General features: G+C 66.2%; 9 protein-coding genes. 4 read left to right on the top strand and 5 right to left on the bottom strand.

What is annotated here, in order from left to right; all coding sequences use genetic code 11:
- The first annotated feature begins 53 nt into the window (after positions 1-53).
- Both AmiPiv_RS16705 and AmiPiv_RS16700 read left to right on the top strand, forming a co-directional pair.
- On the top strand, positions 54-2,552 hold the full coding sequence (locus tag AmiPiv_RS16705; protein ID WP_340038647.1) for an ABC transporter permease: 2,499 nt from the start codon (positions 54-56) through the stop codon (positions 2,550-2,552).
- A 196-nt stretch (positions 2,553-2,748) separates the two neighbouring features.
- Positions 2,749-3,528 (top strand): Bax inhibitor-1/YccA family protein, encoded by a 780-nt coding sequence (locus AmiPiv_RS16700; protein WP_340038608.1) that lies wholly within the window; start codon positions 2,749-2,751, stop codon positions 3,526-3,528.
- A 105-nt stretch (positions 3,529-3,633) separates the two neighbouring features.
- Here AmiPiv_RS16700 and scpA read toward each other — a convergent pair whose 3' ends face one another.
- The 4 genes from scpA to AmiPiv_RS16680 all read right to left on the bottom strand — a co-directional run bounded on the left by scpA (position 3,634) and on the right by AmiPiv_RS16680 (position 10,094).
- Complete coding sequence (scpA, locus tag AmiPiv_RS16695) at positions 3,634-5,775, bottom strand: methylmalonyl-CoA mutase (RefSeq protein WP_340038607.1); 2,142 nt, start codon at positions 5,773-5,775, stop codon at positions 3,634-3,636.
- 190 nt (positions 5,776-5,965) lie between these two features.
- Positions 5,966-7,969, bottom strand: a complete 2,004-nt coding sequence (locus tag AmiPiv_RS16690) for an acetyl/propionyl/methylcrotonyl-CoA carboxylase subunit alpha (RefSeq protein ID WP_340038606.1) — start codon at positions 7,967-7,969, stop codon at positions 5,966-5,968.
- Between the two features lie 11 nt (positions 7,970-7,980).
- A complete protein-coding gene (locus AmiPiv_RS16685) occupies positions 7,981-9,513 on the bottom strand; it encodes an acyl-CoA carboxylase subunit beta (protein WP_340038605.1) in 1,533 nt (510 codons plus the stop codon).
- Complete coding sequence (locus AmiPiv_RS16680; protein ID WP_340038604.1) at positions 9,513-10,094, bottom strand: biotin transporter BioY; 582 nt, start codon at positions 10,092-10,094, stop codon at positions 9,513-9,515. Before AmiPiv_RS16680 ends, AmiPiv_RS16685 begins: the two co-directional genes overlap by 1 nt.
- Before the next feature lie 166 nt (positions 10,095-10,260).
- Between AmiPiv_RS16680 and AmiPiv_RS16675 the strand changes: the two genes are divergently transcribed.
- Entirely contained in the window at positions 10,261-11,673 is a 1,413-nt protein-coding gene (locus tag AmiPiv_RS16675; protein WP_340038603.1) for a helix-turn-helix domain-containing protein, read from the top strand.
- A gap of 164 nt (positions 11,674-11,837) precedes the next feature.
- Here the strand turns inward: AmiPiv_RS16675 and AmiPiv_RS16670 are convergent, their stop codons facing one another.
- Entirely contained in the window at positions 11,838-12,188 is a 351-nt protein-coding gene (locus AmiPiv_RS16670; protein ID WP_340038602.1) for a DUF423 domain-containing protein, read from the bottom strand.
- Between the two features lie 261 nt (positions 12,189-12,449).
- Between AmiPiv_RS16670 and AmiPiv_RS16665 the strand changes: the two genes are divergently transcribed.
- Positions 12,450-14,759, top strand: a complete 2,310-nt coding sequence (locus tag AmiPiv_RS16665) for a Tex family protein (RefSeq protein ID WP_340038601.1) — start codon at positions 12,450-12,452, stop codon at positions 14,757-14,759.
- Positions 14,760-14,922 lie beyond the last annotated feature (163 nt).

Below are 14,922 nucleotides of genomic sequence, written 5' to 3'. Positions count from 1 at the left end.
GTGCACTCGTGCTGAAGGACCTGCCTCTCGCCTTCCGCTTTGCCTCGCGTGAAATGCGCGGCGGCCTGCGCGGCTTCCTGATCTTCCTGACCTGCATCGCGCTCGGCGTGGCGGCCATCGGCGGCGTCAATTCTGTTGCCCGCGCCATCACCGCCGGCGTCGCCAGCGAAGGCCAGGCGCTGCTCGGCGGCGACCTCCGCTTCCAGCTCATCCAGCGCGAGGCAAGCGACAAGGAACGCGCCTTCCTCGAAAGCCTCGGCACCGTTTCGCACAATGCCGGCATGCGCTCGATGGCGCGGCTGGAAGACGGCTCCGACCAGTCGCTGGTCGAGGCGAAGGCCGTCGATGCCGCCTACCCCCTCTACGGCCAACTCGTCACCGAGCCGGCGCTGCCGCGCGCCGAACTCTTCGCCGGGAAATCCGGCGTCTTCGGTGCGGCCGCACCCGATCTTCTGTTCGAGCGTCTGAAACTCAGCCTCGGCGATCGCGTCAAGCTCGGCGGCGCCACCTTCGAGCTGCGCGCAAAGCTCGTCACCGAACCCGATGCCGTCTCCGACGGATTCGGCTTCGCCCCACGGCTGCTCGTCTCTATGGAGGGCCTCACCGCCTCGGGGCTGATCCAGCCCGGCAGCCTGGTCGAGCACGCCTACAAGCTACGCATGCCTGCCGGCACCAGCGAGGCTGAACTGCGTGCGGTGCGCGAACAGGCAAATGCCGACTTCCCCGAGGCCGGCTGGAGCGTACGCACCCGCACCAACGCCGCGCCGGCACTGTCTGCCAACATCGAGCGCTTCTCGCAGTTCCTGACGCTGGTCGGTCTGACCTCGCTGGTGGTCGGCGGCGTGGGCGTGGCAAATGCCGTGCGTGCCTATCTCGACGGCAAGCGCGGCGTCATCGCCACCTTCAAGAGCCTGGGCGCCTCGGGCGGCTTGGTACTTACGATCTATCTTATCCAGATCATGCTGATCGCCGGCTTCGGCATCGGCATCGGCCTCGCGCTCGGTGCATTGATGCCGTTTGCGGCAAGTGCTGCGCTCCAGTCGGTCATCCCCGTACCTGCCGAGGCGAGTATCTATCCGGCGGCGCTGGCAATCGCGGCGCTGTTCGGCGTGCTCGTGACCCTCGCTTTCGCAATCCTGCCGCTCGGTCGCGCCCGCGACGTGCCGGCCACCGCCCTGTTCCGCGAGATGGGCTTCGAAGGCCGCGGCCTGCCGCGCTTCGTCTATGTCGCTGTGGCGTTGGGCATCGCCGCCATTCTCGCAATGCTCGCCATCTGGTTCGCCGGCGACCGGCGCATCGCCACCATCTTCGTCGGCGCGACAGTCTTTTCCTTCCTGGTGCTCAGGGCGGTGGCGCTCGCCGTGCAATGGCTGGCGCGCAAGAGCCCGCACGTGCGCTCGACGGCGCTCAGGCTGGCCGTCGGCAACATCCATCGTCCCGGCGCGCTGACACCTTCGGTGGTGCTGTCGCTCGGCCTGGGGCTGACGCTGCTCGTGACGCTGGCGCTGATCGACGGCAATCTGCGCCGTCAGATCGCCGGCAGCCTGCCGGAGCGGGCACCGAACTTCTTCTTCGTCGACATCCAGCCCAATGAGGTCGACGATTTCGCCAGGTTGGTTGAGGCCGAGGCGCCCGGCGGCAAGCTTGTGCGCGTGCCGATGCTGCGCGGCCGCGTCATGGCGCTCAATGGCACCGATGTGCAAAAGCTCAACGTGCCACCAGAAGGCGCCTGGGTGCTGCGTGGCGACCGTGGCCTGACCTATGCGAAAAATATCCCCGAAAACTCTACGCTGTCGCAGGGCACATGGTGGCCGGCCGACTATGCCGGCGAGCCGCTGGTGTCGTTCTCGGCGCAGGAAGCACGCGAGCTTGGCCTCAAGCTCGGCGACACGGTGACGGTCAACGTGCTCGGCCGCAACGTGACGGCAAAGATCGCCAGCTTCCGCGAGGTGCAGTGGGAATCGATGGGCATCAACTTCGTCATGGTGTTCTCGCCGAACACATTCGCGGGCGCACCGCACAGCTGGCTCGCAACGCTGACCGAGGCCAAGGCGTCATCCGTCGAGGAAGCGCGCATCCTCAACGCGGTGACGCGCAGCTATCCGGCGATCACCACGGTGCGGGTCAAGGATGCGCTAGACGTGGTCAACCGTCTGGTCGCCCAACTCGGCACGGCGATCCGTGCCGCGGCAGGCGTGGCGCTGATCGCTTCGGTGCTGGTGCTCGCCGGGGCGCTCGCCGCGGGAAATCGCGCCCGCATCCACGACGCGGTGATCCTCAAGACGCTCGGCGCGACGCGCCGGACGCTGATCGCAGCCTTTTCGCTCGAATATATGCTGATCGGTCTTGCCACCGCCGTCTTCGCGCTCGCCGCCGGCGGGGTGGCGGCCTGGTTCGTCGTCGCCCGCATCATGACGCTGCCGTCGCAGTTTCTGCCTGAGGTTGCGGTGGCGACGATCGCCGCGGCGCTGATATTGACTGTCGGCTTCGGCCTCGTCGGTACCTGGCGCGTGCTGGGACACAAGGCCGCACCGGTGCTGCGGACCGAATAGACCAGAGGGCTTGTCGCAACGATTCTCAAATACATTTGTATGAGAAATGTGCCCTCACGCAGGGTTTCAGACGGTTACGGGCCTTGTTCTGGCCCGAAAGAAGCATCATATTTCGCCGCAGGCATGCTGGAGTCCCGCCAGCGGCGCCTGGGTTCTCCACCCGACACCCGACGGGGCAGAAGCAACAGAGGAAACCATGTCTGACTTCAGAAATTACCAGACGCGCATGGCGACCACCGGTGCCCGCACTGATGCGTCGATCGACGAAGGCCTGCGCGCCTACATGCTCAAGGTCTACAACCTCATGGGCCTGGGCCTGGCCATCACCGGCTTTGCCGCGCTCGCCACGATGATGCTGGCCGCCACCAACGACCCCGCGACCGCGGTTGCGACGCTGGGCAACGGCAAGATGCTGACCAATCTCGGCGTGGCGCTCTATGGCTCGCCGCTCAAGTGGGTCGTCATGCTGGCCCCGCTCGGCATGGTGTTCTTCCTGGGCGCCCGCATCCAGTCGATGAGCGTCTCCGGCGCGCAGACCGCGTTCTGGGTGTTTGCCGGCCTGATGGGCCTGTCGTTGTCGTCGATCTTCCTGGTCTACACCAGCGCAAGCATCGTGCAGACCTTCTTCGTGACCGCTGCCTCCTTCGGCGCGCTGTCGCTGTTCGGCTACACGACCAAGCGTGACCTGACGGCCATGGGCTCGTTCCTGATCATGGGCGTGTTCGGCATCCTGATCGCGATGGTGGTCAACATCTTCCTGCAGTCGTCGGCCCTGCAGTTCGCCATCTCGGCGATCGGCGTGCTGGTGTTTGCGGGCCTGACCGCCTACGACACGCAGAAGATCAAGGAGATGTATTTCGAAGGCGACGACGTGCTCGTTGCCGGCCGCAAGGCGATCATGGGCGCGCTGACGCTCTATCTCGACTTCATCAACCTGTTCTCGTTCCTGCTGTCTTTCCTGGGCAACCGCGAGTAACAGCCAAGCGAGGTTCGGTCGGATCACCCCGGCCGCAATGAAATGAGGCCCCGGCAAAACCGGGGCCTCTTTTTCGTTTCGGCGCCAGCGGCGCCTATGCGCCGCTCACTGGTTGCGGCGCTTGCCTTCCATCAGGTCGAGCACGGCGCGCGCAGCGTCGAGAACGTTGGTGCCCGGACCGAAGACGGCGGCCACGCCATGGTCGATGAGGTACTGGTAGTCCTGCCGGGGGATCACGCCGCCGACCACGACGATGACGTTATCCGCGCCCTTGGCCTTCAACGCCTCGACCAGCTGCGGCGCCAGCGTCTTGTGCCCTGCCGCCAGCGACGACATGCCCAGAACATGCACCTTCGAGGCAATCGCCGTATCGGCGGCCTCGTCGGGCGTCTGGAACAGCGGCCCGGCGACGACCTCGAAGCCGATGTCGCCGAAGGCCGAAGCGATCACCTTGGCGCCGCGGTCGTGGCCGTCCTGGCCGAGCTTGGCCACCATGATGCGCGGCTTCTCGCCCAGCGATCCGGCAAACTGCTCGAGACGCGAGACCAGCGTCCGGAACTCCGGCTCGTCGTCATAGGCCTTGCCGTAGACGTTCTCGACCACTTCCGGCACCGCCGCATGGTCGCCGAAGGCGCGACGCATGGCGTCCGAAATCTCGCCGACTGTGGCACGCGCCCGCGACGCCTCGACGGCGGCGGCAAGGATGTTGCCCGCGCCGGAACGGGCAACCTGTTCGAGCGCTGCAAGTGCCGCGTCGACGCGCTTCGGGTCGCGCTGGCGCCGTGTGCGCTCGATGCGGGCGACCTGGGCCTGGCGGACGGCGGAGTTGTCGATCTCGAGGATGTCGATCTCGTCTTCCTGCTCGAGCCGGTATTTGTTGACGCCGACGATGACCTCGTCGCCGCGGTCGATGGCCGCCTGCTTGCGTGTCGCCGCTTCCTCTATCAGGCGCTTGGGCAGGCCGGAGGCGACGGCCTTGGTCATGCCGCCCATCGCCTCCACTTCCTCGATCAGCGCCCAGGCCTTCTCGGCGAGGTCGTTGGTCAGGGCCTCGACATAGTAGGAGCCGGCAAGCGGGTCGACGACCTTGGTGACGCCGGTCTCGTGCTGGAGAATCAGCTGGGTGTTGCGGGCGATGCGGGCCGAAAACTCGGTCGGCAGGGCGATCGCCTCGTCGAAGGAGTTTGTGTGCAGCGACTGGGTCCCGCCGAGTGCTGCCGACATCGCCTCGAAGGCGGTACGGACGATGTTGTTGTAGGGGTCCTGCTCCTGCAGCGACACGCCAGAAGTCTGGCAGTGCGTGCGCAGCATTAGCGACGAGGCCTTCTTCGGCTCGAACTCGGTCATGATGCGCGACCAGAGCAGGCGCGCGGCGCGCAGCTTCGCCGCCTCCATGAAGAAGTTCATGCCGATGGCGAAGAAGAACGACAGCCGGCCGGCGAAATCGTCGACGTTGAGACCCTTCCTGAGCGCCGCGCGCACATATTCGCGCCCATCGGCCAGCGTGAAGGCGAGTTCCTGCACCAGCGTCGAGCCGGCCTCCTGCATGTGGTAGCCGGAGATCGAGATCGAGTTGAACTTAGGCATCTCCTTCGCCGTGTACTCGATGATGTCGGCGACGATGCGCATCGAGGGCTCGGGCGGGTAGATGTAGGTGTTGCGGACCATGAACTCCTTGAGGATGTCGTTCTGGATGGTCCCCGACAGCTTTTCACGCGAAACGCCCTGTTCCTCGCCGGCGACGATGAAATTCGCGAGGATCGGGATCACCGCGCCATTCATGGTCATCGACACCGAGATCTTTTCGAGCGGGATGCCGTCGAACAGGATCTTCATGTCCTCGACGGAATCGATCGCAACGCCCGCCTTGCCGACGTCGCCGACAACACGCGGATGGTCGCTGTCGTAGCCGCGGTGGGTGGCAAGGTCGAAGGCGACGGACACGCCCTGCTGGCCGGCGGCGAGCGCCTTGCGGTAGAAATTGTTGGAGGCCTCCGCCGTCGAGAAGCCGGCATACTGCCTGATGGTCCAGGGCCGGCCGGTGTACATGGTGGCGCGCGGGCCGCGCAGGAACGGCTCGAAGCCAGGCAGCGTGCCGAGATGGCCAACGCCCTGCAGATCGTCCGCCGTGTAGAGCGGCTTGACGTCGATGCCTTCGGGCGTGTTCCAGACCAGCGTGTCGGGCGATGCCTTGATCTCGCGCTCGGCGAGTTTCTTCCACGTGTCTATCGTTGGTTTGTCGGTCATTGGGGCCTCCTCAGGCGCGGACGCTCACCCTCCCCCTTGTGGGGAGGGTCGGACCGCAGGTCCGGGGTGGGGGTAAGAGGGCTAAGTCGAGTCCATGCGGCGATGGGAGCGGTCGTCAGACCCCCACCCCGCTCCGCTTCGCGGATCGACCCTCCCCACAAGGGGGAGGGTGAAAGGGCGCCGGCTACCATCACTCGAACTCCATGATCAGCTCATCCACGGCGAGGCTTTCGCCTGCTGTCGCCGCGACGCGCTTGACCGTGCCCTTGCGCTCGGCACGCAGCACGTTTTCCATCTTCATCGCCTCGACTGTCGCCAGCGACTGGCCGGCCTCGACGGTGTCGCCCTGCTTGACCAGGATCGACGTCACCACGCCCGGCATCGGGCACAGCAGCATCTTCGAGGTATCCGGCGGCAGCTTGACCGGCATCAGCTTGGCCAGTTCGGCGATGCGCAGGCTGCGGACATGGGCAACAACGTCCATACCGCGCCAGCGCAGGCGCCAGCCGGTGCCGGAGCGCGAAACCTTGACGCCGATCGTCGTGCCGGCGACGGCGAAATTGGCGTGCGGGTGGCCGGGCAGCCAGTCGCTAGATACCGCGAGCGACGTACCGTCGTCGAATTCGACGACGGTGCCATCGCCACCCTCGTTGACCCGGAGCGGCAGGGTGAAGCCGGCCAGCGTGACCACCCAGTCGGCTCCCACGGGGCGCTGGTGATGTGCGAGCGCACCGGAGATCTGGGCACCGCGGCGCTGCACGAACAGGTTGATGAGGGCCGCGACCGTCGCAAGTTTCCTGGCATCGCCCTCTGACGGTGCGACGCCCGAGAAGCCGTCGGGATACTCCTCGGCGATGAAGGCGGTGGTCAGCGCGCCAGCGCGGAAGCGCTGGTGGTCCATGACCGCCGACAGGAACGGCAGATTGTGGCCGATGCCCTCGACCTCGAAATCGTCGAGCGCGCGGCCCATGGCCTCGACCGCGGCGGCCCGGTCGGGGCCCCAGGTGCAGAGCTTGGCGATCATCGGGTCGTAATACATCGAGATCTCGCCGCCCTCGAAAACGCCGGTGTCGTTGCGCACGATAGTGCCGTCGTCGCGCTTGCCCTCGACCGGCGGGCGGTAGCGGGTCAGCCGACCGATCGACGGCAGGAAGTTGCGGTAGGGATCCTCGGCATAGAGGCGGCTTTCGATGGCCCAGCCGTTCAGCTTCACGTCGGCTTGGGTAAAGCGCAGCTTCTCGCCTGCCGCGACGCGGATCATCTCCTCGACGAGGTCGATGCCGGTGATCAGCTCGGTCACCGGATGCTCGACCTGCAGGCGGGTGTTCATCTCGAGGAAGTAGAAGTTGCGGTCGCCGTCGACGATGAACTCGACCGTGCCGGCCGAGAAGTAGCCGACGGCCTTGCCCAGCGCCACGGCCTGCTCGCCCATCGCCTTGCGGGTGGCGGCGTCGAGGAACGGCGACGGGGCCTCCTCGATGACCTTCTGGTTGCGGCGCTGGATCGAGCATTCACGCTCGCCGAGATAGACGAGGTTGCCGTGCTGGTCGCCCAGCACCTGGATTTCGATGTGGCGCGGCTGGGTGACGAACTTCTCGATGAAGATGCGGTCGTCGCCGAAGGAGGATTTCGCCTCGTTCTTGGACGACTGGAAGCCTTCGCGCGCCTCGGCATCGTTCCAGGCGATGCGCATGCCCTTGCCGCCGCCGCCGGCGGAAGCCTTGATCATGACGGGATAGCCGATCGAGCCGGCAATGCGGACGGCCTCGTCCGCAGTCTCGATCAGCCCCATGTGGCCGGGCACGGTGGACACACCTGCGGAAGCAGCGATCTTCTTCGAGGTGATCTTGTCGCCCATCGCCTCGATGGCGACCGGCGGCGGGCCGATGAAGGCGACGCCCTCGCCCTTCAGCGCCTCGGCGAAATTCGGGTTCTCCGACAGAAAGCCGTAGCCGGGATGCACCGCATCGGCGCCGGACTGGCGGATAGCGTCGATAATCTTCTGGATGACGATGTAGGACTGGTTCGACGGCGCCGGGCCAATGTGCACGGCCTCGTCGGCCATCTTCACATGCAGCGCCTCGCGGTCGGCGTCGGAATAGACCGCCACCGTTGCGATACCGAGTTTCCGTGCGGTCTTGATGACGCGGCAGGCGATTTCGCCGCGATTGGCGATGAGGATCTTCTTGAACATCTTTGACCTGCTCACAGCGGTATCGTGTCGTGCTTCTTCCACGGCGCCTCGGCCTTCTTGCCGCGCAGGGCGGCGAAGGCGCGGGCGATGCGGCGGCGCGACGAATGCGGCATGATCACCTCGTCGATGAAGCCGCGCTCGGCCGCCTTGAACGGATTGGCGAAGTTGGTCTCGTATTCCCTGGTGCGTTCGGCGATCTTGTCGGCGTCGCCCAGTTCGGAGCGGTAGAGGATCTCGGTCGCCCCCTTGGCGCCCATCACGGCGATCTCGGCGGTCGGCCAGGCATAGTTGATGTCGGCGCCGATGTGCTTGGACGCCATGACGTCATAGGCGCCGCCATAGGCCTTGCGCGTGATCAGCGTGACCATCGGAACCGTTGCCTGGCTGTAGGCGAAGAGCAGCTTGGCGCCGTGCTTGATGACGCCGCCATATTCCTGCGCGGTGCCCGGCAGGAAGCCCGGCACGTCGACCAGCGTCAGGATCGGGATCGAGAAGGCATCGCAGAAGCGGACGAAGCGTGCCGCCTTGCGCGACGAGTCGATGTCGAGGCAGCCGGCCAGCACCATCGGCTGGTTGGCGACGACGCCGACCGTCTGGCCCTCGATGCGCATGAAACCGGTGATGATGTTCTTGGCAAACGCTTCCTGGATCTCGAAGAAATCGCCCTCGTCGGCGACAGCCAGGATCAGTTCCTTCATGTCGTAGGGTTTTGTCGCGCTGTCGGGGATCAATGTGTCGAGACGCTTCTCGAGCCGTGCCGGATCGTCGTGGAACGGCCGCACCGGCGGCTTCTCGCGATTGTTGAGCGGCAGGAAGTCGAACAGCAGGCGCACCTGTTCCAGCGCCTCGATGTCGTTCTCGTAGGCGCCGTCGGCGACCGAGGACTTCGAGGTGTGGGTGCGGGCGCCGCCAAGCTCCTCGGCGGTGACGATCTCATTGGTGACGGTCTTCACCACGTCGGGACCGGTCACGAACATGTAGGAACTGTCGCGCACCATGAAGATGAAGTCGGTCATGGCAGGCGAATAGACGGCACCACCGGCGCAGGGGCCCATGATGACGGAGATCTGCGGCACCACGCCCGAGGCGTCGACATTGCGCTTGAACACGTCGGCATAGCCGGCGAGCGAGGCGACCCCTTCCTGGATGCGGGCGCCGCCCGAGTCATTCAGGCCGATGACGGGTGCGCCGTTGCGCACCGCCATGTCCATGATCTTGCAGATCTTCTGGGCATGGGTCTCGGAGAGCGAGCCGCCGAGAACGGTGAAGTCCTGGCTGAAGACGTAGACCAGCCGACCGTTGATGGTGCCCCAGCCGGTGACCACGCCGTCGCCCGCCACCTTCTGCTCGGCCATGCCGAAATCGGTGGTGCGGTGGGTGACATACATGTCGAACTCTTCGAAGGAGCCTTCGTCGAGCAGCACGTCGATGCGTTCGCGCGCCGTCAGCTTGCCCTTGGCATGCTGGGCGTCGATGCGCTTTTGGCCACCGCCGAGGCGGGCCTCGGCGCGGCGGGCTTCCAGTTGTTCGAGAACGGCGCGCATCAGTTCATGCCCTTGTGAGAAAGCCATTTCCAGGCGGCAGGGAAAGCGATGGCGGCCAAGACGGCCTTCATGATATCGCCGGGGATGAAGGGGAAAAGCCCGAAGGCCAGCACCGGCTTGTCCCAGCCGATGACGCTGCCGAGCCAGAGCAAGCCGGGCACGTAGATCACGGCACCGGCGAGCAGTGCGGCGGCCATGGCGGTGAAGACATTGCGGTCCCAGCCGCGCTCGGCCAGCCAGCCGGCAAGCAATGCGGCAGGCAGGTAGCCCGCGAGATACCCGCCCGTCGGCCCCATCATGTAGGCGAGGCCGATGCCCTTTTCGGGCGTGCCGGCGAAGACCGGCAGGCCGAGAGCGCCCTCAGCGAGATAGAGCGCCACGGCGGCAGCACCACGCACCGGGCCGAGCGCCAGGCCAAGGCCGATCACGACAAGCGTCTGCATGGTCATCGGCACGGGATAGAACGGCACCTGCACCTTGGCCGACAGCGTCAGCAGCAGCGAGCCGGCGATGACGGCGACGACATCGGCTGGGGTGAGCCGGCCGGCCGGCCTGTGGGCAACCGCCTGGTAGAGCGTCATGGGCTTTCTCCCGCACTATGAGGTTGAAAAATAATGGCTCCTCGCCACTTCCACGGCAAGGAGCGAATAGCGCCCATTACGCCCAAGCCGGCCTCCGGAAAACCGTTGAAAATGTGCAAAAGCATAATGTACAAATTCAAGAACTGAAAATTGCGAAATTGCAAACATGGCGACCCGCAAACTCTACATCGGCCGCAAGGTGCGCGAGCTGCGCGACGCCAACAAGGCGACGCAGCAGAGCTTCGCCGAGCGCATTGGCATCTCGACCAGCTATCTCAACCAGATCGAGAACAACCAGCGCCCCGTCTCGGCCTCCGTGCTCCTGGCGCTGGCCGAGAAATTCCGGATCGACATCGCCGAAATCTCGCAAGGCGACAGCGACCGCCTGCTGTCGGCGCTGACCGAAGCGCTGTCCGACCCGATCTTCGAGAACTATGCGCCGAACCTGCAGGAGCTCAAGCTGGTGACGCAGAACGCGCCGGGTTTCGCCCGCGCATTGATCTCGGCGCACCAGGCTTACCGCCGCAATTCGGAACAGCTGGCCAGCCTGGACGACACGCTGGGCAGGAGCGCGAGTTTCGCCGAGCCGACGCCCTATGAGGAGGTGCGCGACTTCTTCCACTTCGTCGACAACTACATCCATGGCCTCGACGTGGCGGCCGAGCGGCTGGCCGGCGAGCTCGGCATCGGCGGGCGCGACAGCTATGCAGCGCTCAGCGAATATCTCGAAAGTCGCCACGGCGTGCGCATCGCCCGCGCCGACGCGGGCGACGACGCGCTGCGACGCTTCGACCCCAAGTCCGGCGTCATGTTCCTCAATCCCTATTCGCCCGTCGCGACACGGAGCTTCCAGATCGCCTTCCAGATCGCCGAAATGGAGATGGAGGCACAGGTCGCCAAGATCGCGCGTTCCGCCGATTTCCGCACCAACGAGGCAGTCGAGATCTGCAAGATGGGCCTGCGCAATTATTATGCCGGGGCGCTGACCTTGCCCTACCAGGCGTTCATGAAGGCGGCGCAGGAACTGCGCCACGACCTGGAACTGCTCGCCGCCCATTTCGGCGCCTCGATCGAGCAGGTCGCGCATCGCCTCAGCACCCTGCAGCGCCCGGCCTTCAAGGGGGTGCCGATCTTCTTCGCCCGCATCGACCGCGCCGGCAACATCACCAAGCGCCACAGCGCCGCCAAGCTGCAGTTCGCCCGCTTCGGCGCGGCTTGCCCGCTGTGGAATGTGCACCAGGCCTTCGAGGCGCCCGGACGCATCATCCGCCAACTGGCCGAGACGCCCGACGGCGTGCGCTACCTCTGCATCGCAACGGAGATTTCGAAGGGCGGCGTCGGATTCAACACACCGCATCGGCGCTATGCCATCGCGCTTGGCTGCGAGGTCGCCTATGCGCAGGACTTCGTCTATGCCGACGGGCTGGAACTCGGCAGCAAGACCGCCTTCGATCCGATCGGCATCTCATGCCGCATCTGCGAGCGCACCAATTGCCAGCAGCGCGCCGTGCCGCCGCTCAAGCGCCGCCTGGTGATCGACAAGGACGTCCGTCACCCGCTGCCATACCGGATCGGCTGAGGATTCTGTCGACCTTTCGGAGTCATGAGCGGCATTTACCCCTCACCCTTACCCTCTCCCCGTGAAAAACTGGGAGAGGGAGCCATCGACGTTGGAGCTCGTCTCCCGCATATGGAGAGGGACGCGGCAGCCGGATGAGGGGCGGCGGTAACCCCTGAAAAGAATTAGCTTCTGCGCGCCAGCAGCCCGCCGAGGGCCAGCGTCAGCCAGCCGAGGATCATGCCGGCCCCGCCAACGGGTGCCGCGAAGGGGAACAGCCGCTGCCCGAGATAGTCCCGCGCCAGGAGGTCCCCGGCAAACAGCAGCAGCCCTGCGATCAGCACCAGCGTGCCGGCGCGCAGCAGCTTTCCGCCGGTGACCAGCGACAGCGCAAGCAACGCCGGCGCGTGGATGAGCAGGAAGTTGGCCGCGACGGCGACGTTCGTGCTGCCGCCATGGCTGGATGCCGCCGACAGCGCCACGCCGGCGGCACCGCACAACGCGCCCGCAACGAACAGGACCCGGTCGAAGTTCATTCTTTTCTCCTGTTCTCAGGCGTGGAGCAAAGACACCCCTCCCCCCCTTGTGGGGAGAGGTTAGGGGTGGGGGTATCGTCACCCCATCATACCCAAGGGCATAGGGAAGCCGGCCAGCAAAACTTCCGTGCCTGCCAGCGCCGATTGCCGCAGCCCTGCCGCTTTTCTGTGGAGCCTGAGTCTGCGCGGGAAAATGCCCGTTTGGCGTTCGCACCGGCAGTCACTATGTTCGCGCACCCGTTCAACAGGCACCAGGATTCCATGGCTGGCGACAACAGGAAAATCGCTGCGATCATCGCAGCCGAGATCAATGCGAAGCCCGAGCAGGTCGTGGCCGCAGTCGGGCTGCTCGACGAGGGCGCCACCGTTCCCTTCGTGGCGCGCTACCGCAAGGAAGTCACCGGCGGCCTCGACGACACCCAGCTGCGCGACCTGTCCGAGCGCCTCGCCTATCTGCGCGAGCTCGAGGCGCGCCGCGCCGCGATCGTCGAATCCATCACCAGCCAGGGAAAGATGACCGACGATCTGGCGGTTCGTATCGCTACCGTAACGACCAAGGCCGAGCTTGAGGACATCTATCTGCCCTACAAGCCCAAGCGCCGCACCAAGGCGGAGATCGCCAGGGAGCGCGGGCTCGGGCCGCTGGCCGAAACCATCCTCGCTGACCGCTCCAAGGTGCCGGCCGAGCTTGCCGTGGCCTATGTCGCCGGCGAAGTGGCCGATGTGAAGGCCGCGCTCGAGGGCGCCCGCGACATCGTCGCCGAGGGGATTTCCGAAAACGCCGACCTGCTCGGCCGCCTGCGCGGCCACATGAAGGAGCGCGCCGTGCTGCGCGCCCGCGTCGTCGACGGCAAGCAGGAGGCAGGCGCCAAGTTCTCCGACTATTACGATCATTCCGAACGCTGGGCCGGCGTGCCGAGCCACCGGGCGCTCGCCATGCTGCGCGGCCGCAACGAAGACGTGCTGTCGCTCGACCTCGAGGTCGACGCCGACGACACCTCGCCGGTCAAGCCGGTGGAGCGCATGATCGCCGCCGCCTACCAGATCGGCGCGACCCTGCCCGGTGACCAGTGGCTGATGACGGTCGCCGGCTGGACCTGGCGGGTGAAGCTGTCCCTGTCCCTGTCGCTCGACCTGATGCGCGACCTGCGCGAGGCGGCCGAGGAAGAGGCGATCCGCGTCTTCTCGCGCAACCTCAAGGACCTTTTGCTCGCCGCCCCTGCCGGGTCGCGCGCCACCATGGGCCTCGATCCTGGCATCCGCACCGGCGTCAAGGTCGCCGTCATCGATGCCACCGGCAAGGTGCTCGACACCACCACCGTCTACCCCTTCCCGCCCAAGAACGACGTGCGCGGCACCCAGGCCGAGCTTGCCCGCCTGATCATCCGCCACAAGGTCGAGCTGATCGCCATCGGCAACGGCACCGGCAGCCGCGAGACCGAGCGCCTCGTCGCCGACATGCTGCAGGACATGCCGGCGCCCAAGCCGACCAAGGTCATCGTCAGCGAGGCCGGCGCGTCGGTCTATTCGGCGTCGGCCACGGCGGCCGCCGAGTTCCCCAATCTCGACGTGTCGCTGCGCGGCGCGGTCTCCATCGCGCGGCGCCTGCAGGATCCGCTGGCCGAGCTGGTCAAGATCGAGCCCAAGTCGATCGGCGTCGGCCAGTACCAGCACGACGTCGACCAGTATCGCCTCGGTCGCTCGCTCGAAGCGGTGGTCGAGGACGCGGTGAACGCCGTCGGCGTCGACCTCAACACGGCCTCCGCCCCCCTTCTCGCCCGCGTTTCGGGTCTCGGGCCGTCGCTGGCGGAGTCGATCGTGGCCTATCGCGACGCCTCGGGCGCCTTTGCCACGCGCCGCGACCTCTTGTCGGTTCCGCGTCTCGGCCAGCGCGCCTTCGAGCAATGCGCCGGCTTCCTGCGCATCCGCGACGGCAAGGAGCCGCTCGATGCCTCGTCGGTCCATCCCGAGGCCTATGGCGTCGCCAAGAAGATCGTCGCCTCCTGCGGCCGCGACCTGCGCCAGCTGATGGGCGACAGCGCCGCGCTGAAGGCGATCGATCCCCGCGCCTTCGTCGACGAGCGTTTCGGCCTGCCCACGGTGCGCGACATCATCGCCGAGCTGGAAAAGCCGGGCCGCGATCCGCGCCCGGGCTTCAAGACCGCGACGTTTGCCGACGGCGTCGACGACATCAAGGATTTGAAGCCGGGCATGCTGCTCGAGGGCACGGTCACCAACGTTGCCGCCTTCGGCGCCTTCGTCGACATCGGCGTGCACCAGGACGGCCTCGTCCACGTCTCGCAGCTGGCCGACAAGTTCGTGAAGGACCCGCACGAGGTGGTGAAGGCCGGCGACGTGGTGAAGGTCCGCGTCGTCGAGGTCGACATTGCGCGCAAGCGCATCGGGCTCACCATGCGCAAGGATGGCGGCGAGGCAGCTCCCCGTTCATCGGCACCCGCCAAACCCCGCGACATGAAGTTCAGCTCGGCATCGCCCAAGCCGCAGCCAAACAAGCCGGCGCAGCAAGGCGCCTTCGGTGCTGCCCTGATCGAGGCGATGAAGCGGAAGTAGGCTGTGGCGACGGCCGGCGACCTCCCCCTGACCCGGCCTCCGCTTTTCTCGGCCGACCTCTCCCCGACGGGGCGAGGAAATTGTCGAGGTCCGCGCCAATCCTCTTCTCCCCACCGGGGAGAAGGTGGCCGCGTAGCGGCCGGATGAGGGGGCGACCTGTCTC

Origin of the sequence: Aminobacter sp. Piv2-1, assembly GCF_037625995.1 — a bacterium.
Lineage (GTDB): Bacteria > Pseudomonadota > Alphaproteobacteria > Rhizobiales > Rhizobiaceae > Aminobacter.
The sequence above is the reverse complement of the archived record's forward strand: the minus strand, read 5'-3'. Positions and strand labels throughout refer to the sequence as shown.

What these genes read in the sequence shown, in the direction of transcription:
- AmiPiv_RS16665 (WP_340038601.1), top strand. Translation starts at nt 12,450, where the DNA reads ATGGCTGGCGACAACAGGAAAATCGCTGCGATCATCGCAGCCGAGATC.
- AmiPiv_RS16685 (WP_340038605.1), bottom strand. Translation starts at nt 9,513, where the DNA reads ATGCGCGCCGTTCTCGAACAACTGGAAGCCCGCCGCGCCGAGGCCCGC.
- AmiPiv_RS16680 (WP_340038604.1), bottom strand. Translation starts at nt 10,094, where the DNA reads ATGACGCTCTACCAGGCGGTTGCCCACAGGCCGGCCGGCCGGCTCACC.
- AmiPiv_RS16700 (WP_340038608.1), top strand. Translation starts at nt 2,749, where the DNA reads ATGTCTGACTTCAGAAATTACCAGACGCGCATGGCGACCACCGGTGCC.
- AmiPiv_RS16690 (WP_340038606.1), bottom strand. Translation starts at nt 7,969, where the DNA reads ATGTTCAAGAAGATCCTCATCGCCAATCGCGGCGAAATCGCCTGCCGC.
- scpA (WP_340038607.1), bottom strand. Translation starts at nt 5,775, where the DNA reads ATGACCGACAAACCAACGATAGACACGTGGAAGAAACTCGCCGAGCGC.
- AmiPiv_RS16675 (WP_340038603.1), top strand. Translation starts at nt 10,261, where the DNA reads ATGGCGACCCGCAAACTCTACATCGGCCGCAAGGTGCGCGAGCTGCGC.
- AmiPiv_RS16705 (WP_340038647.1), top strand. Translation starts at nt 54, where the DNA reads ATGCGCGGCGGCCTGCGCGGCTTCCTGATCTTCCTGACCTGCATCGCG.
- AmiPiv_RS16670 (WP_340038602.1), bottom strand. Translation starts at nt 12,188, where the DNA reads ATGAACTTCGACCGGGTCCTGTTCGTTGCGGGCGCGTTGTGCGGTGCC.